At 68.1% G+C, this 20,710-nt stretch carries 21 protein-coding genes; 13 read left to right on the top strand and 8 right to left on the bottom strand.

All coding sequences use genetic code 11. The features are described from left to right. Positions 1-144: 144 nt before the first annotated feature. Complete coding sequence (locus OK17_RS17570; protein WP_005194565.1) at positions 145-819, bottom strand: Crp/Fnr family transcriptional regulator; 675 nt, start codon at positions 817-819, stop codon at positions 145-147. 220 nt (positions 820-1,039) lie between these two features. After that, positions 1,040-1,300: a hypothetical protein gene (locus OK17_RS17575; RefSeq protein WP_232715646.1), complete on the bottom strand. Its 261-nt coding sequence runs from the start codon at positions 1,298-1,300 to the stop codon at positions 1,040-1,042. A gap of 209 nt (positions 1,301-1,509) precedes the next feature. Between OK17_RS17575 and nth the strand changes: the two genes are divergently transcribed. The 4 genes from nth to OK17_RS17595 are packed head-to-tail and all read left to right on the top strand — an operon-like array spanning position 1,510 to position 5,073. After that, positions 1,510-2,313, top strand: a complete 804-nt coding sequence (nth, locus tag OK17_RS17580; protein WP_461418209.1) for an endonuclease III — start codon at positions 1,510-1,512, stop codon at positions 2,311-2,313. After that, positions 2,310-3,050, top strand: a complete 741-nt coding sequence (locus OK17_RS17585) for a TlpA family protein disulfide reductase (RefSeq protein WP_461418210.1) — start codon at positions 2,310-2,312, stop codon at positions 3,048-3,050. The genes nth and OK17_RS17585 overlap by 4 nt, the downstream gene beginning before the upstream one ends. Next, positions 3,047-3,880 (top strand): NUDIX hydrolase, encoded by an 834-nt coding sequence (locus OK17_RS17590; protein WP_461418211.1) that lies wholly within the window; start codon positions 3,047-3,049, stop codon positions 3,878-3,880. The genes OK17_RS17585 and OK17_RS17590 overlap by 4 nt, the downstream gene beginning before the upstream one ends. Continuing rightward, positions 3,880-5,073: a MarP family serine protease gene (locus OK17_RS17595; RefSeq protein WP_461418212.1), complete on the top strand. Its 1,194-nt coding sequence runs from the start codon at positions 3,880-3,882 to the stop codon at positions 5,071-5,073. Before OK17_RS17590 ends, OK17_RS17595 begins: the two co-directional genes overlap by 1 nt. Here the strand turns inward: OK17_RS17595 and OK17_RS17600 are convergent. From OK17_RS17600 to acs, 3 genes are all read right to left on the bottom strand, one after another. Continuing rightward, a complete protein-coding gene (locus tag OK17_RS17600; protein ID WP_461418213.1) occupies positions 4,988-6,052 on the bottom strand; it encodes an alpha/beta fold hydrolase in 1,065 nt (354 codons plus the stop codon). The two genes, OK17_RS17595 and OK17_RS17600, sit on opposite strands and share 86 nt — an antisense overlap. 3 nt (positions 6,053-6,055) lie before the next feature. After that, the gene (locus OK17_RS17605; RefSeq protein ID WP_232715640.1) at positions 6,056-6,568 is read right to left on the bottom strand and encodes a phage holin family protein; all 513 of its coding nucleotides are present in this window, start codon (positions 6,566-6,568) and stop codon (positions 6,056-6,058) included. A gap of 163 nt (positions 6,569-6,731) precedes the next feature. After that, on the bottom strand, positions 6,732-8,675 hold the full coding sequence (gene acs, locus OK17_RS17610) for an acetate--CoA ligase (protein ID WP_232715639.1): 1,944 nt from the start codon (positions 8,673-8,675) through the stop codon (positions 6,732-6,734). A gap of 407 nt (positions 8,676-9,082) precedes the next feature. Here acs and OK17_RS17615 point away from each other — a divergent pair, with 407 nt between their 5' ends. The 5 genes from OK17_RS17615 to OK17_RS17635 all read left to right on the top strand — a co-directional run bounded on the left by OK17_RS17615 (position 9,083) and on the right by OK17_RS17635 (position 14,624). After that, entirely contained in the window at positions 9,083-9,838 is a 756-nt protein-coding gene (locus tag OK17_RS17615) for a Fic family protein (RefSeq protein ID WP_232715638.1), read from the top strand. Positions 9,839-10,871: 1,033 nt separating this feature from the next. Continuing rightward, the gene (gene ssd, locus OK17_RS17620) at positions 10,872-11,930 is read left to right on the top strand and encodes a septum site-determining protein Ssd (RefSeq protein WP_232715637.1); all 1,059 of its coding nucleotides are present in this window, start codon (positions 10,872-10,874) and stop codon (positions 11,928-11,930) included. Next, positions 11,927-13,165: a TadA family conjugal transfer-associated ATPase gene (locus tag OK17_RS17625; RefSeq protein WP_461418214.1), complete on the top strand. Its 1,239-nt coding sequence runs from the start codon at positions 11,927-11,929 to the stop codon at positions 13,163-13,165. Before ssd ends, OK17_RS17625 begins: the two co-directional genes overlap by 4 nt. Then, a complete protein-coding gene (locus tag OK17_RS17630; RefSeq protein ID WP_232715635.1) occupies positions 13,162-14,013 on the top strand; it encodes a type II secretion system F family protein in 852 nt (283 codons plus the stop codon). The genes OK17_RS17625 and OK17_RS17630 overlap by 4 nt, the downstream gene beginning before the upstream one ends. Then, a complete protein-coding gene (locus tag OK17_RS17635; RefSeq protein ID WP_461418215.1) occupies positions 14,010-14,624 on the top strand; it encodes a type II secretion system F family protein in 615 nt (204 codons plus the stop codon). Before OK17_RS17630 ends, OK17_RS17635 begins: the two co-directional genes overlap by 4 nt. An 86-nt stretch (positions 14,625-14,710) precedes the next feature. On the opposite strand, the gene OK17_RS17640 is transcribed toward OK17_RS17635, so the two are convergent. Continuing rightward, complete coding sequence (locus OK17_RS17640; RefSeq protein ID WP_461418216.1) at positions 14,711-15,901, bottom strand: serine hydrolase domain-containing protein; 1,191 nt, start codon at positions 15,899-15,901, stop codon at positions 14,711-14,713. A gap of 223 nt (positions 15,902-16,124) precedes the next feature. On the opposite strand from OK17_RS17640, the gene OK17_RS17645 reads away from it, so the two are divergent. The 4 genes from OK17_RS17645 to OK17_RS17660 all read left to right on the top strand — a co-directional run bounded on the left by OK17_RS17645 (position 16,125) and on the right by OK17_RS17660 (position 17,688). Then, the gene (locus OK17_RS17645) at positions 16,125-16,340 is read left to right on the top strand and encodes a DUF4244 domain-containing protein (RefSeq protein WP_232715632.1); all 216 of its coding nucleotides are present in this window, start codon (positions 16,125-16,127) and stop codon (positions 16,338-16,340) included. Beyond that, positions 16,340-16,741 (top strand): TadE family type IV pilus minor pilin, encoded by a 402-nt coding sequence (locus OK17_RS17650; protein WP_461418217.1) that lies wholly within the window; start codon positions 16,340-16,342, stop codon positions 16,739-16,741. Before OK17_RS17645 ends, OK17_RS17650 begins: the two co-directional genes overlap by 1 nt. Further along, positions 16,738-17,109 carry an Rv3654c family TadE-like protein gene (locus tag OK17_RS17655; RefSeq protein ID WP_461418218.1) on the top strand — a complete coding sequence of 124 codons (372 nt, stop codon included), beginning with the start codon at positions 16,738-16,740 and terminating at the stop codon, positions 17,107-17,109. Before OK17_RS17650 ends, OK17_RS17655 begins: the two co-directional genes overlap by 4 nt. A 252-nt stretch (positions 17,110-17,361) precedes the next feature. Next, on the top strand, positions 17,362-17,688 hold the full coding sequence (locus tag OK17_RS17660) for a hypothetical protein (RefSeq protein WP_232715629.1): 327 nt from the start codon (positions 17,362-17,364) through the stop codon (positions 17,686-17,688). Between the two features lie 73 nt (positions 17,689-17,761). Here OK17_RS17660 and OK17_RS17665 read toward each other — a convergent pair whose 3' ends face one another. Together OK17_RS17665 and OK17_RS17670 are read right to left on the bottom strand one after the other, a co-directional pair. Beyond that, positions 17,762-18,313: a hypothetical protein gene (locus OK17_RS17665; RefSeq protein ID WP_461418219.1), complete on the bottom strand. Its 552-nt coding sequence runs from the start codon at positions 18,311-18,313 to the stop codon at positions 17,762-17,764. Continuing rightward, positions 18,306-20,633, bottom strand: a complete 2,328-nt coding sequence (locus tag OK17_RS17670; RefSeq protein WP_461418220.1) for a DEAD/DEAH box helicase — start codon at positions 20,631-20,633, stop codon at positions 18,306-18,308. The genes OK17_RS17665 and OK17_RS17670 overlap by 8 nt, the downstream gene beginning before the upstream one ends. Positions 20,634-20,710 lie beyond the last annotated feature (77 nt).

The raw sequence follows: 20,710 nt of genomic DNA on the forward strand, positions 1-20,710 counted from the left end.
GAGGGGACAAGCACTCGCCGCTCGCACCTCGGAGACCGAGGGACAAACCAAGAGCCGCTCGTTCCCGGAGGAACGAGCGGCTCTCGTTTGCTGTGTGTTCGCTACCGGTCCCTGAGGAACGAGCGAAGCGAGTGTCTCGAAGGGTCAGCGTGCGCGACGCGCCAGACGCTCCGAGTCGGCGATCAGGACGCTCTTGCCCTCGAGGCGAAGCCAGCCGCGCTGGGCGAAGTCGGCGAGTGCCTTGTTCACGGTCTCGCGCGAGGCGCCGACCAGCTGGGCGATCTCTTCCTGGGTCAGGTCGTGGGTGACGCGCAGGGCGCCGCCCTCCTGGGTACCGAAACGCTGAGCGAGCTGCAGGAGCTGCTTCGCGACGCGACCGGGCACGTCGGTGAAGATCAGGTCGGCGAGGTTGTTGTTGGTGCGGCGCAGACGACGTGCGAGCACGCGGAGCAGCTGCTCGGCGATCTCGGGACGGTCCTTGATCCAGGCGCGCAGGGCATCACGGTCCATCGACACCGCGCGGACCTCGGTCACCGTCGTCGCCGACGAGGTGCGGGGGCCCGGGTCGAAGATGGAGAGCTCGCCGAACATGTCCGACGGTCCCATGATCGTCAGCAGGTTCTCGCGGCCGTCCGGGGAGCGTCGGCCGACCTTCACCTTGCCGGACATGATGATGTAGAGCCGGTCACCGGGCTCACCTTCATGGAAGATCACGTGTCCACGAGGGAAGTCAACGGGCTGAAGCTGCTTGGTCAGCGCCGCGACGGCAGAAGGCTCGACGCCTTGGAATATGCCTGCCCGCGCCAGTACTTCTTCCACCTAGGGAACCTTTCTCGAAATCTTTGCTACAGCCACGTGTGAGATCGCGCCCTTGGATACGCTACCCCGCGAACCAGCATATGTGTTGAATGGGTCACTGACGGCGCATTGCGGGTGTGTCCGACGGACAAGATGTGGCGATCCGACGATCATCGGCCGCCGACAGGCTGTCGACACCGAGAAAGAGGCGTCGGAACGGCGTGTGCGAGTCGCTCGCGGATCAGCTGGCCCGCTGCGGCGAGGCGGCGTGATCGGGGGTCGCCGATTCGTGATCGAAGCGATGGAACCGCAGCTCGTGCAGTTCGGCGGACGCGGAATCGCGCGGCGGCTTGCCGGCGTTCTGGGACCCCGTGCGGTCGATGAAATCGTCGACCTCGTCGTTGGAGACGGACACGCGGTCGATCCGGGCCTGCAACTTGTCCATGCCCATGGCGAAGAGCATGAGTACAGCCGGGAACAGCAGTGCTGCGAGACCATGCATGGGGACAAGTAAACACAAAACACCCCGCAGAATCCTCATCGGACAAGGCGACGTCACTGACTTGTTACCTGACCGTAGGTTGCGGCCCTCATTTCGGCCGGCAGAGCCGGGTAGCTCACACCTGACCACCTCCGGCGTCTCTGACCTGCAGGGATGGGTGCGACGGGCCGGTTCGGCACGGCCACCCGCAGCCGTGGTGAGCGGAGTTCGTGCAGGACATCGCTAACCTGAATCACGTGAGCGCACGTAAGGCTGCGTCCGTGGGTGAGGCCCCGGCTCGCAAGCAGGAGACCCACCTCGGGCTGGTCCGACGCGCGCGCCGGATGAACCGCACCCTCAAGATCGCGTTCCCGCACGTCTATTGCGAACTCGACTTCACCAACCCGCTCGAGCTGTCGGTCGCCACCATCCTGTCAGCTCAGTGCACCGACGTGCGGGTCAACCAGACCACCCCGGCGCTCTTCGCGAAGTACCGCACCGCCCGCGACTACGCCGAGGCCGACCGCACCGAACTCGAGGAGATGATCCGTTCCACCGGCTTCTACCGGAACAAGGCGAACTCGATCATCGGCCTCGGCCAGGCCCTCGTCGAGCGGTACGACGGGGAGGTCCCGAACACGTTGAAGGACCTGGTGTCGCTGCCCGGTTTCGGCCGCAAGACGGCCAACGTCGTCCTCGGCAACGCGTTCGGGGTCCCCGGGATCACCGTCGACACCCACTTCGGCCGCCTCGTCCGACGCTGGCAGTGGACCGACGAAGAAGACCCGGTGAAGGTCGAGCACGCCGTCGGCGAGCTGATCGAACGCAAGGAGTGGACCGACCTGAGCCACCGCGTGATCTTCCATGGCCGGCGGGTGTGCCACGCCCGCAAGCCGGCGTGCGGGGTCTGCATCCTTGCCAAGGACTGCCCGTCGGTGGGCACGGGTCCGATGGACAAGGCCGAGGCCGCCGCACTGGTCAAGGGCCCCGAGACCGAGCACCTGCTCCGACTGGCCGGACTCGCCGCCCCGTGAACGACAACGCCACCGAACCGGCGACCCCGCAACCCGCCGATTCTCCCGCACCCTCCGCGCCGCCGACCTCCCGTTTCCCGGCCGCCGCGCGCTGGACCCTTGTCTTCGTCATCGTGATGATCGCGCTCATCGTCGCGATCTGGCCGCGCGGCGACGCCCCGTCGCCGACCACCGGTGCGCCACCGTCGGCCAGCGGCGCGCGTCCCTTCGACGCGCCGGTCGACGAGGCCCGCGTGGCACAGGCACGCGCTGACGCGAAGCTCGCCGACTGCCCGGTGACGGGCCTGCCGGAGAACCCGGACTCGGTGCTGGCCGGCATCGTCGAACCATGTCTGGGGACCGGCGCGCCATACGACCTCGGCGCCGCCACCGCCGGGAGGCCGCTCGTCGTCAACGTCTGGGCGCAGTGGTGCGGTCCCTGCAAGACCGAGCTGCCGTACTTCGAGGAGTTCGCGGCCCGAGCCGGCGACCGGGTCACGGTGCTGGCACTCCACGCCAAGGAGGGCGGGACCAACCCGTTCTTCCCGCTGACCCTGCTCACCGAGATCGGAGTTCGTTTGCCGTCCGTGCTCGATCCCGACGGCCGGGTGGCCGCCGCCATCACCGCACCGCGGGTCTTCCCGTCGACCGTCTTCCTGCGTCCCGACGGCACGATCGCCAAGGTCTACCCCGGCGTGTTCGACAGTCCGCAGGAGATCGCCGATGCGGTCGAGGAATACCTGGGCGTGACCGTATGAGCGACGACCCGCGCAGTAACCCGCACGTGGGCCCGCTCGTGCACCCTGACGAGATCCCGCCGTGGTTGCACGCCCTGACCGGCGATGTCGATGCTGTCTCCGAGAGCGTCAACAATCGAGGCGGGGACCGGACCCGGTGGGCCCAGATGTTCCGTCGCGACCGCCGTGCGGCCGCGGTCCTGGTGCTGTTCTCCGGTTCCTGGGAGGCCGCCGACGATCATCCCGGCGGTGTGCCCGCCGACGCCGAGGTGCTCCTGACCGAACGTGCGTCGACCCTGCGTCAGCACAGCGGGCAGGTCGCGTTCCCAGGAGGTGCGGCCGACTCGGGCGACGACTTCCCGGTCGGCACCGCGCTGCGCGAGGCGCGTGAGGAGACCGGTCTGGACGCGTCGGGCGTACACATCGTGGCCAACCTGCCGACCTTCCCGGTTCCGCCGTCGGGTTTCGACGTCGTGCCGGTGATCGGCTACTGGCGCGAGCCGAGCGAGGTGCGTGTCGTCGACCCGGGTGAGACCGCCCGAGTCGACCGCATCAACCTCCGCGAACTCCTCGCTCCCGAGAACCGCTTCCAGGTGCGCCGATCGGTCATGGGCGGACGGCTCTATCAGGGACCGGCCTTCTTCGTCGACGGCCTGCTGGTCTGGGGTTTCACCGGTGGACTCATCGCCGCCATCAGCGACGCGTCGGGCTGGGACCGACCGTGGGACAAGAACGATGTCCGGCCGTTGGACGAGATGATCGAGCTCGCAGGCAGTCGCCAGGAGTCGGGATTCAGTGCGGTCCATCCACGCGGCACGACCGACCCCGACGCCGGACCCGGTGCGAGCTGATGACCGGTTCCACGTGGGTCGACGTCATCGTCATCGGCATCGCACTCCTCGCCGCGATCAGCGGTTACCGGTCCGGTGCGGTCGCCTCGGCACTCGCCTTCATCGGCGTCGCACTCGGTGCGGTCGCGGGACTGCTCCTGGCGCCGCATCTGATCGAGCGTTTCGACGACCTGCAGGTCCGCGTGCTCGTCGGGATCGCCGTCCTCGTCGTGCTGGTGGTCATCGGTGAGGTGGCCGGCATGGTGCTGGGCCGGGCCGCGCGTGGCGGTATCCGGTCGCCGGGACTGCGGGCCGTCGACAGCGGCGTGGGTTCGATCCTGCAGGTCGTCGCCGTGCTGCTGGCCGCGGGACTGTTGGCGATCCCGCTGCGCGGGTCCGCCGACCCGGCCATCGCCGGCGCTGTTCGCGACTCCAAGGTCCTGACCGGCGTCGAGGTGCTGTCGCCGCAGTGGGTCAACGACCTGCCCGGTGACTTCAAGGCGCTGCTCGACAGTTCGGGTCTGCCGAAGTTCCCGTTCCAGAGCACGCCGTCGACCAATGTCGATGCACCCGACCCGGCACTGGCCGACCTGCCCGTGGTCCGTCAGGCGCGTCCGAGCGTCGTCAAGATCGAGGGTGTGGCGCCCAGTTGTCGTCAGGCCCTCGAGGGCAGCGGCTTCGTCGTCTCGCCCGAACGCGTGATGACCAACGCCCACGTCGTGGCCGGCACCGAACGGCTCGAGGTCGAGACCTCCACCGGGGCGCGGCTGCCCGCAAAGGTCGTCCTCTTCGACAGCGACACCGACATCGCCGTCCTCGACGTCCCCGGCCTCCGCGCGCCCGCACTGAAGTTCGCCTCGCGGCCGGCCTCGACCGGCGACGACGCCATCGCGCTCGGCTTTCCCGAGGCCGGACCGTTCTACGTGAGCCCGCTGCGTGTCCGGTCGACGTTCATGCACACCGGCGACGACATCTACCGGACCGGCCAGGTGACGCGCGAGGTCTACGCCGTGCGCGGATCGATCCGGCAGGGCAATTCCGGTGGGCCGCTGCTGAACTCGGACGGCGAGGTGCTCGGCGTCGTGTTCGGTGCGGCGGAGAACGCGGCCGACGAGACCGGCTTCGTGCTCACTGCCCGTCAGGTGCGCGCCGACTTCGACGAATCCGAGCGGCGAAGCGAGCGGGTGAGTACCAAGAGGTGCGTGCTGGCCTGATCCGCCGCGCCTTCTTGGCGGCGACGTCGTTGGTCGCCTCCGGTTCGGTCCGGAGGAACTCGAGGATCGCCTCGGTCACCGCGGCGGGCTGCTCCTGGTGCACGAAGTGCCCGCTGTCGTCGATCTGCCGGTAGGACTGGTGTGCCGCCCACCGGTGGCCGTCGGCCATGGCGTCGCTGAGGATGTACGGGTCGTCGCGGCCGCGGAGGGCGAGGACCGGCAGGTGTAGCCGTTGGTCCATCAGCTCCATGAATCGCATCCCGTCGGGCCGGAACTGGGAGCGGAACGCCCAGCGCCGGTACTCCAGGCTGCAGTGCGCGACATAGGGGATCAGCATCGCGGACCGGTTCAGTTCGACGGTCTGTGCGTAGTCGGGTTCCGAGCGCCAGGACGACGACGATCGCTGCGCGAAGTAGTCGGCGATGAACGCCGCGTCGTCGCGGGTGATCTGTCGTTCGCCGACGCGCGGAATCTGATTGCGCAGGAAGAGGTCGAGGAACTGCGCCCGCTGATCCCGGTCACGCAGTGCGCGTCGTCGAAGTGCCCGTGGATGAGGGGATGCGACGACGACGATCCGGTCGACGACGCGGGGATGCAGGGTCGCGGTTGCCCAACAGACCAGACCGCCGTCGGAGTGGCCGATGAGCGTGGCGCTGGTGTGCCCGAGGGCGCGGATGAGACCGTTGGTGTCACCGGCCAGGGTCCAGCCGTCGTAACCGCGCGGTGGTTTGTCGGTGTCGCCGTAGCCGCGGAGGTCGACCGCCACGGCACGGAAACCGGCCTCGGTGAGAGCTGTCAGCTGGTGGCGCCAACTCCACCAGAACTCGCCGAAACCGTGGAGCAGCAGTACGAGGGGCCGGTCGCCGGCGGGAACCCCCGCCGGTTCGACGGCGTGGAACCGGACACCGTTGGCACGGACGTCGAGGTGCTCCCAGTCGCCGGGTAGACGAACGCTCGACGGGTCAGGTGCCTCGCTCACGACCTATCCCTCGCGGGCGGGGGGAATCCTCGGGTGCGCCGGGGCCTGCGGATGGCCGGGGCCGCGGTTGGGCAGCACGGTCGACAACTCGTTGACCGACTCCATCGTCTTCTTCGGTCCTCGGACCTTCTTGAAGAATATGTAGCCGACAAACGCCGCGATGACGGTGACCACGACGAGGATCAGGAAGACGATCAGGAACGCCAGCCACCGCCACACGAACTCGTCGAGCAGCTCGGCCAGGAAGAAAAAGAAGAAGAAGCTGGAGTACAGCGCCATCACGCCGGCGACGATCAGCAGACCCGTACCCGCGCCCGCCTTCTTGGCCTCACCGACGAGCTCGGCCTTGGCGAGGGCGACCTCGGACCGGAACAGGGTCGAGACGCTCGCGGTGGCGTCCTTGACCAGGCTCCCGATGCTCGGCTCACCGTTCGGACCGGCGTTCGCGTCGGAGAGAGGGATCGACGGGACGGAGTCCCGGCCCGCTTCGGGCAGGCCGTGCTCGTTGGGGCTCACAGAATCCTCCGTTGTTCGGCTGATGGCCATATGTTGCCATGCGTGGGCGGACGAGGTGGCGGCCCACCCGGCGAGATGCCGGTGGAAGTCCGCCGAAAGGCCGATGCGCCACCGGTGAAGTCCTCACCGGTGGCGCATCTTCTTGCTCCCTGAGGAGTGAGCGTCAGGCCTTCTTGGAGCGGATCGCCTCGAAGACCGACGGGTCGACGAGGGTCGAGGTGTCGCCGAGCTCACGACCCTCGGCCACGTCCTTGAGCAGGCGGCGCATGATCTTGCCCGAACGCGTCTTGGGCAGCTCCGGCACGACGTTGATCTCCCGCGGCTTGGCGATCGGGGAGATCTCCACCGACACCTGCTGGCGCAGTTCGGCGATCAGCTCGTCGCCGGTGTTCTCGACACCCTCACGCAGGATGACGAAGGCGACGATGCCCTGGCCGGTGGTCTCGTCGGCGGCGCCGATGACCGCGGCCTCGGCCACGCCGGAATGGCCGACGAGAGCCGACTCGACCTCTGCGGTGGAGATGCGGTGGCCGGACACGTTCATCACGTCGTCGACGCGGCCGAGGACCCAGAGGGCGTGGTCCTCGTCGTAGCGGGCGCCGTCACCGGCGAAGTACCAGCCCTGCTCGGCGAACCGCGACCAGTAGGTGTCCCGGAAGCGTTCCTCGTCGCCCCAGATGCCGCGCAGCATCGCCGGCCACGGCTGATCGAGGACGAGGTAGCCCTGTTCGCCGGCACCGACCGGGTTGCCCTGGTCATCGACGATGTTCGCGCTGATGCCGGGCAGCGGCTTCATCGCCGAACCCGGCTTGGTCGCGGTCACGCCGGGGAGCGGCGAGATCATGATGGCGCCGGTCTCGGTCTGCCACCAGGTGTCGACGATCGGGGCCTTGCCACCGCCGATGACCTCGCGGAACCACTTCCACGCCTCGGGGTTGATCGGCTCGCCGACGCTGCCGAGCAGGCGGACCGACGACAGGTCGTGGGCGTCGGGGATCTGCTGGCCCCACTTCATGAACGTGCGGATCAGCGTCGGGGCGATGTAGTAGATGGTGACGCCGTACTTCTCGATGATCTCGAAGTGGCGGTGTTCGTTGGGCGAGTTCGGGGTGCCCTCGTAGACCACCTCGGTGGCGCCGTTGGAGAGCGGACCGTAGACGAGGTACGAGTGGCCGGTCACCCAGCCGATGTCGGCGCCGCACCAGAAGACGTCGCGGCCTTCCTTGTGGTCGAAGACGTAATGGAAGGTGTAGCTGACCTGCGTGAGGTAGCCGCCGGAGGAGTGGACGATGCCCTTGGGCTTGCCGGTGGTGCCCGAGGTGTAGAGCAGGAACAGCGGGTGCTCGGAGTCGAAGGCCTCCGGCTCGTGGACGTCGGACTGCTGCTCGACGGTGTCTTCCCACCAGACGTCGCGTCCCTCGACCCAGTTCAGGTCGGGGTCGTGGTTGGTGCGGCGCACGACGAGGACCTTCTCGACCGACTTCGCCGCGTCGTCGCCGGTGCCCAGCGCCTCGTCGACATTGGTCTTGAGCGGAGCGGGCTCGCCGCGCCGGTACTGGCCGTCGGTGGTGATGACGAGCTTGGCCTCGGCGTCGTCGACGCGGGAGCGCAGGGCGCCCGACGAGAAGCCGGCGAACACGACGGAGTGTGTGAGGCCGAGACGCGCGCAGGCGAGCATCGAGATCAGGGCCTCGGGGACCATCGGCATGTAGATGGCGACGCGGTCGCCGGCCTGCAGGCCGATGGAGGTGAAGTAGTTGGCCGCCTTACTGACCTCGGCGAGCAGCTGGCTGTAGGTGAGGTCGCGGGTGTCGCCGGGTTCGCCGACCCAGTGGATGGCGACGCGGTCGCCCTTGCCCGCGGCGACGTGCCGGTCCACGCAGTTGACGGAGACATTGAGCTTGCCGCCGACGAACCACTTGGCGAACGGCGCGTTCGACCAGTCGAGGGTGTCGGTGAAATCGGTGGCCCAATCGAGTCGACGCGCCTGCTCCGCCCAGAACTCGAGTCGGTCGGCGTCTGCACGGTCGTAGATCTCGGCGTTGGCGTTGGCCTGCGCGGCGAACTCTTCGGATGGCGGGAACGCCTGGACGGTGGTGGAGGACATCAGTGACATGAGCCTTTCGCTTCTCGACGGCGGGTCAACCCACAGTAAAGGTGACCCGATCGGATGACGGATCGCTGGTGTGAGCGTAGTCACGCCACGTTGCAACGGGGTACCGGTGCTCCGACGAGCGTGATCGATACGCGACGAGCGGTGGCTCTGTCGCGACAAGCGGTCGACGTCCATTCTCCACGCTTGGCCAACGCCTTGTTCGGGCGACCGAAAGAATGGATGAAAGCGCGTATTCGAAACCGTCACTAACAATAAGTGATGTCATGGTTGGTTGCGGGAGCATTCGATTGTCGACCGTGCGGCTACATCGATGCCCGGGTTCGAGAGCGGTGGACGTGGAGCTGGTCGGAGCGGGGTCGGGGGCGCACGCGACGGGTTCACGCAACTATCGTCAGGGCGTGACCAACGATCCTTTGGCTCCTCTGTTGGACCTCCCCGGCGTGGCCGACGCCGCCGACCGGGCGCGTGACGCGCTGTCCGCGGTGCACCGGCACCCCGCCAACCTGCGCGGATGGGACAAGACAGCCACCGAGGCCTCGTGGCGGGCGGGCCGGTCGTCGGCCGCGATCGACGGCGGCAGTGTGGAGCTCCGCCGCGACGGGGACTTCGATGACCCGATCCTCGCGGGGGCGATGCGCGTGTCGCAGGCTCTCGATGGTGAATCGCTCGAGACCCTCACCGGCGTGATCCGACGCGCTCCTGCTCAGGCCTTCGCTCGGCTACACACGCTCGCCGCCGCCGACCTGGTGGGGGACCCGGACGAGCTCGGCCGGCCGCGACCTGAGACGGATGTGGCAAATCGTCTCGATCTGTTGGGGCAGTTGATAACCGGTGCAACGTCGGTGCCGGCGCCGGTGCTCGCAGCGGTGGTGCACGGCGAGCTTCTCGGGCTCCAGCCGTTCCCCTCTGCGAACGGGGTGGTCGCGCGTGCCGCGTCCCGGCTCGTGGGTGCGGCGACGGGACTCGACCCGCATTGTCTGGGGGTCCCGGAGGTCACCTGGTTCAAGCGCGCGGCGGAGTATCGGACGCTGTCCGCGGCGTTCGCCTCGGGGAGCCCGGACGGGCTGCGGGACTGGCTGGTGTTCTGTTGCGAAGCTCTCGAAGCCGGTGCGGCGGAGGCGAAATCGATTGCCGATGCGGCGCGGGCCGGATAGCTCGAACCGACCCCGGACAACACTGCGGGCGGCCTCCCTGTCGTTACCGACGAGGTTGCCGCCCGCGTAGCACGGACTCAAGTTACCAAGCGTGCTTGGTGGGTTGTGGTCACCGCCTCGGCGATTGAACGCGAGTCAGGTCGCCCGTACCGTCCACGTGCTGCCATTGGAGGGCCATTCTCCCCGGGCTATCTACCGTGCGGGGGAAGGCTTTGGCGCATCAGTGTGTCGGTCGTTTCTCCTGGCCGCGATTTCGCAGGCGCACAACGCTTTTGCCTCTATGCGGCGTGCTCCGCGTGGGTGCTTGCCGCCCGTGCTGGGAAGTGTGGGAGTGGGGGCTCGGTCCTTCTCTTCCGGATCGGGCTTGGCCCTCCGAACTTCCGTACCACTGTTGTACACCGTGATCGCGGTCACATCAAGTGATTCGGGTCCAAATGTCGAGCAACTTCCCCAGACTGACGAGAAGCTGTGCGGGGCAAATACATCCGCGGATCTGGTGGGCTGCGGAAAGCTCTCGACGCGCTGCGGCCGGCGTGTCGAGAGGCGGGTTCCGGCCTCCCGGCGAGGCCGGGTTCGTCATGACGATCTGCCGCCCGGGGTGCCCGTGGCGCGGGCCGGCCGGCAGCGATGTCCGAGATTTACCAACTGCAATTTTCCTTGTGGAAATACGTTTGTCGGGAGGTTGCGTATCGGTACCAGGGGTATCCTGAAGATCAGAACGGACATTTGCGAAAAACGATTGTTGTACTTGCAAAGAATCCGAGCCCGTGTGTATAGTCGTCGGTACCCGGTTCTGATACCGGCGCCTTTCAGCCCGACCCCCCGGGGCTGAAACGCGACAACCCCGGCCTCCTCCCCCCCTGGCCGGGGTTGTCTTCTATCTGGGGGTCGTCTCCCCAGGAATTCCTTTCGCACAGCCAGTTGTAGTGCGCGCGGTCGTCGTCTTGTGGATTCCTTCCACAGCCCGCCGAAGATCTCCACAGCGACCCCCGCCGACCTCGTACGGGTCCTTCTGCGCCTCATCATCGACGTCATGCCCGATGATCTGCTCGTTCTCGTCGACCCGGAGCTGTACGACGACGTCGCCCGCTGCGCCGCTGCTGCCGGTTATCGCACGGTCGTCGGCCGACCCGATGACTGCCGTCGCGAATGGCTGACCACCCGAGCCGTGGTGGCCGATCCGGCGGCGATCGCCGTTCTCTCGCTGATACATCCGCCTCGTCGCGACGGTCTGATCCTCGTCAGTGCGGAGGAGCCGCACGCCGACACCTGGCGGATGGCGATGGATCTGGGGGCCACCGACGCGGCCGCGTTGCCGTCGGACGAGAAGCGCCTGGTCAGGACACTGACCGAGGTCCGCGTACCGCGGCGGCGGCCTGCGGGTGTCCTTGCGGTCATCGGCGCACACGGTGGAGCCGGCGCATCGACGCTGGCCGCTGCGGTGGCGCTCACCAGCGTCGGGAACGGTTCGGCCACCCTGCTGCTCGATCTCGACGACGTCGCGCCCGGTGCCGACCTCCTGCTCGGAATCGAGCAACGCCCGGGATTGCGATGGCAGGACCTGTCCCTGGACGGTGGAGTCGTCGGCGGCACGGCGTTGCACCACGCCCTGCCCCGTGCGGAGAGCGGTCTCGCGGTGTTGACCTCGGAACGCCTCCCGGCCCGGGGCCCGGGGCCGGACGCGGTCGCCGCGGTCATCGACGCGGGTCGGACGCACGGAGATCTCGTGGTGGTCGATCTCCCACGGGCCGACACCCCGGTCGTCCGCACGGCGATCGCGTCGGCGGATCTCGTCGTGCTGGTGTCGGCTCCCTCGGTCGGTGGCTGCGCTGCGGCACGCCGGGTCGTCGGCCGGCTCATCGGTGACGAGGTCTCCGTCGAACTCGTGGTCCGGGGTCCGTCACCAGGTGGCCTGCGACCCGCCCAGGTCGCCGACGCGATCGGGGTCCCCCTGATCGCCGCGTACCGGCCTGACCCGCGCCTTCCGGTCAGGCTGGAAGGCGGACCGCTCCGTGTCCGACCCCGCAGTCCACTCGGCCGCGCGGCTCGAGCGGTGCACTCGAGGGTGGTCGGGCAGGGGAGGGCGGCGTGACGCCCGATCGAACCGACGACGAGCTGCTCGAACGCGTCCGTTCCCGCCTGGCCGCAGATGCCGCGGAGCCGAGCCCGGCGGTCATCGCCGAAGCGATTCGCGCCGAGGCCGGCGGTGTCCTGGGCGACACCGATCTCCTTGCGGCACTCCGATTCCTCCAAACCGAGCTCACCGGCGCCGGGAAGCTGGAGGCGATACTCGCCGAGCCCGACATCGCCGACATCCTCGTCGCCGGCCCCGATGACGTGTGGGTGGACCGCGGACACGGACTCGAGCCGACGACGATCCGCTTTCCCGACGAGGCATCGGTCCGGCGGCTGGCGGGACGCCTCGCGCTGAGCGCCGGGCGCCGTCTCGACGACGCGCAACCGTGGGTCGACGGTCAGCTGTCCGACGTCGGCCGGCGCGGGTACACGGTGCGACTCCACGCGATCATCCCGCCACTCGCCGCAGATGGCACCTGTATCTCGTTGCGGGTGCTGCGTTCGGCGTCGAAGGACCTGCCGAGCCTGATCGCCGGCGGCGCCATCCCGGCCGAGGTGGTGGGGACCATCGGAGACATCCTCCGACACCGCTTCTCCTTCCTGGTGATAGGCGGCACGGGCTCCGGGAAGACGACACTGCTCAACGCGCTGATCGGTGAGATGGACCAGTGTGAGCGGCTCGTGTGTGTCGAGGACGCTCTCGAACTTGCACCCCGTCATCCCCAGGTGGTGAGGCTCGTGGCGCGCGCGGCGAATGTCGAAGGCGTGGGCGAGGTTCCGGTGCGGACACTGGTGCGGCAGGCACTGCGTATGCGGCCCGACCGGATCGTCGTCGGCGAGGTACGTGGCGGCGAGGTGATCGATCTGCTCACCGCACTCAACACCGGACACGACGGCAGTGCCGGCACCGTGCACGCCAACTCGACCTCCGAGGTCCCGGCGCGGATGGAAGCCCTCGCCGCGCTGGGTGGGATGGGGCGGGATGCGTTGCACAGCCAGCTGGGCGCGGCGCTGCAGATGGTGCTCGGTGTCGCGCGCCGTGCGGACGGTTCACGGGGGCTCGTCGAGATCGGCGTCGTACGGCGTGCTCTTGACGGGAGAGTCGACATCGTGCCGATCTGGTTGCGCGACAGGGGGTTCACCGAACACCGACCACTCTTCGACGAGATGCTCGCCAGGCATCGACCACCCGACAGCTCGTCCGCCGACGAACCCGAGGTCGCACCCGGTCCGCGGCGGTTGTCGGCATGATGTCCGCGGTCCCGCCGTCGGCCCCGGTGCTGGCGGCCCTCGGGTTCGGCGTCCTGCTGTGGTCGCCGCCACGGGCCGGACACCGTCTCCGGGTCGTCGTGGGCAGGCCGCGAGTCACCCGATCGTCGAATCCGACGGCGCTGGTCGCCGCAGGTGCACCGGTGGCGGCCTTGGTGCTGGGCGGACTCTCGGCCGCGGTTGCGGCGGGGATCGTCGTGACCCTGGTGATGTGGATTCGGCGCCGTCGGCGGGCGGAGAAGGGATTCGATCGTCGGTTGGACGACCTGCTGCTGGCGCTGTCCCTGATGATCTCGGAACTGTCGGTCGGTGCGCCCCCGGTCCACGCCTGCGAGGTCGCCGTCGCCGAGCTTCGGCGGCGCACGTCCGGCGGCGGGCTCGGGTGTTCGGAGATCGCGGACGGCCTCGAGGCGATGGCGTCGCGGGCGGCGCTCGGTGGGTCGGCGGTCGCAGATCCGGACACGGCACCGGGCTCGGACGACGCGTCGGGGGCCGCGTCGTGGCGTCGGATCGGGGTCGCCTGGCAGACCGCAGAACAGTACGGCCTACCGATGGTGGACATGCTGGCGGCGTTGCGGGCCGATCTACGGTCGCGCCGCGGGTTCGCCGACCGCACCCGCGCCGGCCTGTCGGGGCCACGCGCGACCGCGATGGTGTTGGCCGGTCTGCCCCTGCTGGGTATCGCACTGGGCCAGGCGACCGGCGCCGGGCCGCTCCGGGTGCTCCTCGGGGGTGGTCTCGGTGGCATCCTGCTGATGGTCGGAACCGCTTTGGCCGCAGCCGGAGTCGCGTGGTCCGAACGCATCACCGGCAAGGTGCTGGCCCGTTGACTCCGGTGGTCATCGCGCTGGCGTCCCTGGCTGCGGGACTGTTGGTCTGGCCCGCGCCGCGCTGGCGGTTGTATCGGGTCATGGACCCGCCGCCGGGCCCCGACCGCTCACCGAGATGGCTGGGCGCGGGCCCACCACGTGAGGACCCGTTCGCCGTGGCATCCGCCTTCGACCTCTTCGCCGTGTGCCTGCGGGCGGGGCTGCCGGTGGGTGCCGCCGCGTCGGTCGTCGCGGGGCGCGCCCCGCCATCGCTCGCCCGGCCGCTCGTTCGTGTCGCCGACCTGTTGCAACTCGGCGCCGACCCGGACGCGGCATGGTCGGCGCTGCTCGACGATCTGCCGGGTGGAAAGGCATCGGGCGACGACCATCTCGAGGCCCTCGCAGCGCTGGCGCGGCGATCGGCCCGAGCCGGTTCGTCGCTGGCCAGCGGACTCGCGGAATTGGCCGACGACGTTCGACGCCGCGCTCACGACGACGCGCTGGCCGCTGCCGAACGTGCCGGCGTCGCGATCAGCGGTCCGCTCGGGCTGTGTTTCCTCCCGGCGTTCATCTGTCTCGGGATCGTGCCGGTCGTCGTGGGTCTGGCGTCGACGGTGATCGGCGCGTTCTGAGCTGTCCGCAAACCCACCCCTTTTCGCCAAACCCACCCCCTCGCGAGTGGTGATCCTGCCGAAAAAGGGTGGGTTTACGGAGAGAGTCAGCCGGCTCCCCTCAGCGGTGGTTGTGGTCCCAGCTCGTACACGTGGCCCGGGGTGGCGATCCGGGTGACGTCGTAGGCGATCTGCCCTGCCGGGCTGGGCTGCGGGTGGTCCGAGTTGGCGGAGACGACGAGCGTTGCGTTGCGCTCCGGAAGGTGCACCGCCACCGTTGTGTAACCGGGCAGTTCACCGTTGTGCCCGACCCATCCATCGGCGTCGAAGATCGTGAACGCGTAGTCGACGCCGGGCGCCACGGGAGTGCCGTTGGAGACCCGACGTTCCCGCGTACTCGGACGCAACAGTGTTCCGCCGCTCAACATTCGGGCCCACTTGCGTAGGTCACCGACGGTGGAGACGACCTTTCCCGCGGCGTCGCTCCACGACGGGTTCCACAGGGTTGCGTCGAGTGTGCGGGGACTGCGCGGATCGTCCTTGGTGGTGCCCCCGGAGAAGGGGAACGGGAGCCACCCGTCGGCGGGGTAGCTCGTCTTCGACAGTCCGGCGGGTCCGAGGATGTGCCGCTGCAGGTAGCGGTCGAAGGGCATCCCGCTGACCTTCTCGATGACGCGGGCGAGGAGCACCGCGTTGGTGTTGCTGTACTGGTAGGTGGCGTTGGGAGGGAACGACATCGGCTGCCGGAACGCGGCGGTGAGCGCCTTTCGCGGCGGATAGGGGAATGCCCATGGCCCCTTCGGTGATTCGGCATAGAGGGCAGTGACGAACTGCTCGGTGCCGGCGAATTCGGCAAGACCACTGCGCATCCGGCCGAGCATGTCGATGGTGATCTCGTCGCCGTGGGGAACGCCGGATATGTATCGGGACACCGGCGCGTCGAGGTCGACGAGTCCGCGTTCGGCGAGCTGAAGGATCGCTGTCCCGGTGAATGTCTTTGTGACACTGCCTGTCCGGAAGTGGAAGTCGGGAGTGAGTGGCACCGGGACGGTGGGACTGGCGACGCCGAAGCCTTTCACGTACTCGGTTCGGCCGGGGATCGAGAGGCTGACGATCGCGCCGGGTATCCCCATCTGCGCGATCCGTGCCGTGATCGCGTCGTCGAGGCGGGCGGCGAGCGATGCTGCACCTGCCTCGGGGAGAGCTGATCGCGGAAGCACGACCTGAGGAACGATCATCGCGGCAACGATGACGACTGCGGCGACGAGCGACGTGATCAGGTTTCGATTGAGGCTCATTCGATTCCACCAAGCGTGTGACTCGACTCTGATCCGTTCGCCAGGGTAACGGTCTCGGCTCGCAAAGCCACCCCTTTTCGGCAAACCCACCCCTTGTCAGGTGGTGAGTCTGCCGAAAAGGGGTGGGTTTGCAGAGGCGGAAATCCGGTGGATCCGAACAGCGCTCCCGTGCGTCCAAGTGATGCAGGAATTCGGAAGGTCGCCCATCCCGACAGGAGAACCCATGACCCACAACCTTTCCCGTCTCGTCGATCGTGCGGGTGCGCACGCCCTGCGGTTGATCGCCGACGAGGACGGCATGTCCACGGCGGAGTATGCGATAGGCACGATCGCTGCCGCGGCGTTCGGGGCGATCCTCTACACGGTGGTCACCGGGGACAACATCGTGAGTGCGTTGACCGGCATCATCGGGAAGGCGCTCAACACCTCGGTCGGCTGATGTGTGTGCACGCGTGGCGGATTCGACTGGTTCAGCTGGGTCGCGACGAAGGCGGGATGGTGACGGTCGAGGCGGCTTACGCCGTCGCCGCGATCGTCGTCGCGGTGTTGCTCGCCGTCGGTGCGATCGGTGGTGTGACGTCCCAGATCCGGTGCACCGATGCTGCGCGGGAGGCGGCGCGGCTGACGGCGGCGGGGGACGATTCGGCGCGCGAGGTCGCGAAGCGGACGGCGGGAGATCGGGCGGTGGTGTCGGTGTCGGTGCAGGGCGAACGTGTCGTCGCGCAGGTGCGGACATCGGTGCCGCTGCTGCCCGGGCTCACGGTGTCGGCACAGGCGGTCGCCGCGAAGGAACCACGCGGCGAGGACGAGGTGGTCTTCGCTCCCGGCGTCGAACCGTGAGAACCCTCCGCGGTCTCGTCGCCGACGATCAGGGCAATGCGACGGTGCTGGGTGCGTTCGCGATCGCCGCCCTCGCCGCTGTTCTCGTCTTGGTGATCTACGTCGGCGCGGCCGTGCTCGCCCGCCACCGCGCACAATCCGCCGCAGACCTGTCTGCGCTGGCGGCCGCCGCAGACCATGCGGCGGGGGAGTCCGACCCCTGCACCGCTGCGCGTGCAGTGGCTGCAGCGCAACGACCATCAGCCGATGTGGTCCTGTGCCGGACGGACGGTGAAGACGTGCTGGTCTCGGTGCGCGTCCCGGTCGACCTGGGCAGCTTCGGGGTCCGGGCAGCCACCGCGTCGGCGCGGGCCGGGCCGGTCGAGTGACGGGGGAGCGCTACCCGCGTCGGACAAGAGAACGGAGTCTGGGGATCGGCCAGATCAGGTCGTCGTACGGTTACGGACGTGATTAGAGCCTTCGTAGCCACTGCCGCGGCACTTGCACTACTCGCAGGATGCTCGTCTGAGAAAGATGCTCCTCGGCAAGCTTCCGCACTCCCCGGGGTGATGACAGCTCAACCTCTGACTGCCTCCGACTTGGCCGATCGATTGAAGACATCGATACCCGAAGTGGTGAAAATGATTGAGATCACCGAAGACAACGACCCGAACAATCTGATCGGTCGCCCAAACGGGTACACGACCGCCTTTGTCATCGAGGACTCGCGCGTTGGTTGTCCCGAGTCGCCGGACGGCAGCATCGGTGTTGACTGCGGGGCAATGGTCGAACAGTGGCCAGACCATGCATCAGCCCAAGCGCGTGCTGACTACATCCAGCGGGTGCTGAAGGGAGCCCCGATGCTCGGACAGGAGTACGACACGGTCCGTGGAGATGTGCTGCTCCGCGTGTCGGGTGATCTCAAACCGTCTGAGGCAGAGAGGTACAAGGAGGTGTTCGCGTCCTAGCCGGGGTCCGAGTGACCTAGCGCGGAAAGAGTGTACGACCAGGGCCTCGTGAACGACACGACCAGACGCTGACCTACCCGCGACTGTCCTCGTCGACGACGATCCGCTTGGGATACACCCGGACCGATTGCATAGGGGCGAACCACAATTGGTGAAAGTGCACGTCGGTGTCACCGCGGTAGGCGAGCTCGAAGGCCTCGGTTCCGGTGTTCAGCGGGATCCACGGTCGGACCGCCCGCACGAACGACGACCAGTGGATCAGTTCGCCCTCGGTCAGGAACCCGCCTGCAGCAGCCCAGGTTTCGCCGGACTGTGCGTCGGACGAAGCCAGGTACACCTCGCCGAGCGACGGGGTGATCCGCGGGCCGATCATCGCGGTCTGCAGGTACCACTGCGCGGTGGTCACCACCGGGGTGAAGCCGCCCGATCGGGCCGCGCACCACCCGTAGTGCAGGTCGAGGGCGTCGAGTGCTGCCTCCTCGGAGAAGAACACATCGCGTTCGCCGATGGAGGCCGGCAGGTTGTCGGTGTCCTGGGTCGGCCGCGCGAGCAGGAAGAAGGCGCGCGAGTGCCGGGTCACCACCCGCTTCGTTCCGATCCCCCGATCGGATGCCTCGTCATGCATGAGCCAAGTATTGCCGAGACAGCAGCTCGAGGACGGCCACTGCGCCATCTTTGTCCAACGGATCATTGCCGTTGCCACACTTGGGGCTCTGCACACACGACGGGCAGCCGCTCTCGCATCCGCAGCTCGCGACGGCGTCCCGGGTGGCGTCGATCCAGGTGAGGAAGGCGGAGTGCCCGCGCTCGGCGAAGCCCGCCCCGCCCATGTATCCGTCGTAGACGAAGACGGTCGGCAATCCGGTGTCGGGGTGGAGGTCGGTGGAGACGCCGCCGATGTCCCAGCGGTCGCATGTCGCCACGAGAGGGAGGAGTCCGATCGCGGCGTGCTCGGCCGCGTGCAGTGACCCGGGCAGCCGCGCCTCGTCGATCCCGGCCTCGGCCAACACCTCGGGTGTCAGCGTGTACATGACCGCCCGGGTGTGGAGGGTCTGCTCGGGCATGTCGAGTTCGACGGCGTCGAGGACCTCGCCGGTCCGCAGCGTCCGCAGGTAGCCGACCACCTGGTGCGTCACGTCGACCTCGACGAAGGCCACGGTCAGCGGGCCGAACTCACGGCTCTCGATGACGGAGGTGATCGAGATGTCGGTGGTCTCGCGTGCGGAGGTGGTCCAGTCCGGGTCCTCGGGATGTGCCAGAGCCAGGCCGTCGTCGAGGTCGAGCTCGTCGACGAGGTACGTCTCGCCCTGGTGGATGTGCACCGCCCCGGGGTGCACCGTCGACATCGCACGTCCGGTGTCGACGGTGCCCAGGACCTGCGAGGTCGTGGTGTCGACGATCAGCACTTGCCCGCCGATGCCGCCCCGGATGTCGATCTCGGCGTGCGGTTCGACGCCGGCGGCGACGTACCAACCGGACTTCCGCTTGCGCAGCAGCCCTTCCATCGCCAGATCTTCGGCCACCGGCCGCGCATCCCAGGCATCGATCTCGGCGTCCGAGAGCGGTTTCTCCGCGGCGGCACACAGCAGATGCGGCCCGAGGATGTACGGGTTGGCCGGGTCGGTCACGGTGGCCTCCACCGGCTTGCCGAGGAGCGACTCGGGATGGTGTACGAGATAGGTGTCGAGCGGGTCGTCGCGGGCGACGAGGACCACCAACGAATCCCCGGACTCGCGCTGCCGACCGGCACGGCCCGCCTGCTGCCAGAACGACGCGACCGTTCCGGGGTAGCCGCTGACGATGACGGCGTCCAATCCGCTGATGTCGACACCCAATTCGAGAGCATTGGTGGTCGCGACACCGAGCAGCTCGCCGTCGGAGATCGCCTTCTCGAGCTTGCGCCGGTCGTCGGCAAGATAACCCGCCCGGTAGGCCCCGACCCTCGACTCGAGTTCGGGTGCACTCTGCGACAACAGGTTCCGCGCGGACAGCGCTGTCAGTTCGACGCCCCGCCGGCTGCGCGCGAAGCACAGGGTCCGTGCACCCTCGACCACGAAATCGGCCAGTAACCGTGCGGATTCGGCGCCGGCGGAGCGTCGGACGGGTGCGCCGTTCTCGCCGGTCACCGCCGGCAGGAAGTCCGGTTCCCACAATGCGACGGTGCGTTCGCCGCGCGGCGAGCTGTCCACGGTCACCGCGACCGCGGGTTCACCGATCAAGCGGCCCAACGCCTCCGCGGGTTGTGCGACCGTCGCGCTGGCACCGATGACCGTCGGATCGGCACCGGCTGCTCGGGCGATTCGCAGCAACCTGCGCATCACGAGGGCGGTGTGCGAGCCGAAGACGCCACGGTAGTGGTGGCACTCGTCGACGACGATGTAGCGAAGATGCCGGAAGAACTGACGCCACCGGGCGTGATGGGAGAGGATGCCGATGTGCAGCATGTCGGGGTTGGTGAAGATCCACCGTGAGTGAACACGCGCCCACTGCCGGATCTCGGGGTCGGTGTCGCCGTCGTAGGCGCAGGGCTGCAGATGCCCGAACTCCGGCCGCCCGGCGATGACCGAGGAGACCGACCGGATCTGGTCCGCGCCGAGAGCTTTCGTCGGTGCCAGGTATAACGCTGTCGAATTCTTTTCATTCAACAGAGTCGAAAGAATCGGCATTTGGTAAGACAGCGATTTACCCGATGCGGTACCCGTGCAAATGGCGACATGATTACCGCGGAATGCCTCGTCGGCGGCGCGGGCCTGATGCGTCCAGAGGCGTTCTATTCCGTTGTCCGCGTAGGCGTCGAGGAGCGCTTTGGGTACCCATTCCGGCCACTCGGCGAAAGTTGCAGGGCGCGACGGGATTACCGACAGGTGCGTGAGTGGGGACTCGTCGGGGTCGGTGCCTGCGAGGGACCTGGCGAGGAGGCCTGTCCCGAATGTGGAGTACTGCATTTTATGGAGGAAACTCTTCAAAGTGGTGTCGACGCGGGAGGTCTGGGGAGCTCGGGATGTTACCGACGGATGTCGTG

Source organism: Gordonia sp. GN26, assembly GCF_054823965.1.

Bases quoted from the DNA above. Each gene is read 5' to 3' on its own strand.
- OK17_RS17575 (WP_232715646.1), bottom strand. From the start codon at position 1,300: ATGCATGGTCTCGCAGCACTGCTGTTCCCGGCTGTACTCATGCTCTTC.
- OK17_RS17590 (WP_461418211.1), top strand. From the start codon at position 3,047: ATGAGCGACGACCCGCGCAGTAACCCGCACGTGGGCCCGCTCGTGCAC.
- OK17_RS17595 (WP_461418212.1), top strand. From the start codon at position 3,880: ATGACCGGTTCCACGTGGGTCGACGTCATCGTCATCGGCATCGCACTC.
- acs (WP_232715639.1), bottom strand. From the start codon at position 8,675: ATGTCCTCCACCACCGTCCAGGCGTTCCCGCCATCCGAAGAGTTCGCC.
- ssd (WP_232715637.1), top strand. From the start codon at position 10,872: ATGCCCGATGATCTGCTCGTTCTCGTCGACCCGGAGCTGTACGACGAC.
- OK17_RS17630 (WP_232715635.1), top strand. From the start codon at position 13,162: ATGATGTCCGCGGTCCCGCCGTCGGCCCCGGTGCTGGCGGCCCTCGGG.
- OK17_RS17640 (WP_461418216.1), bottom strand. From the start codon at position 15,901: ATGAGCCTCAATCGAAACCTGATCACGTCGCTCGTCGCCGCAGTCGTC.
- OK17_RS17645 (WP_232715632.1), top strand. From the start codon at position 16,125: ATGACCCACAACCTTTCCCGTCTCGTCGATCGTGCGGGTGCGCACGCC.
- OK17_RS17650 (WP_461418217.1), top strand. From the start codon at position 16,340: ATGTGTGTGCACGCGTGGCGGATTCGACTGGTTCAGCTGGGTCGCGAC.
- OK17_RS17660 (WP_232715629.1), top strand. From the start codon at position 17,362: ATGATTGAGATCACCGAAGACAACGACCCGAACAATCTGATCGGTCGC.
- OK17_RS17665 (WP_461418219.1), bottom strand. From the start codon at position 18,313: ATGCATGACGAGGCATCCGATCGGGGGATCGGAACGAAGCGGGTGGTG.
- OK17_RS17670 (WP_461418220.1), bottom strand. From the start codon at position 20,633: ATGCAGTACTCCACATTCGGGACAGGCCTCCTCGCCAGGTCCCTCGCA.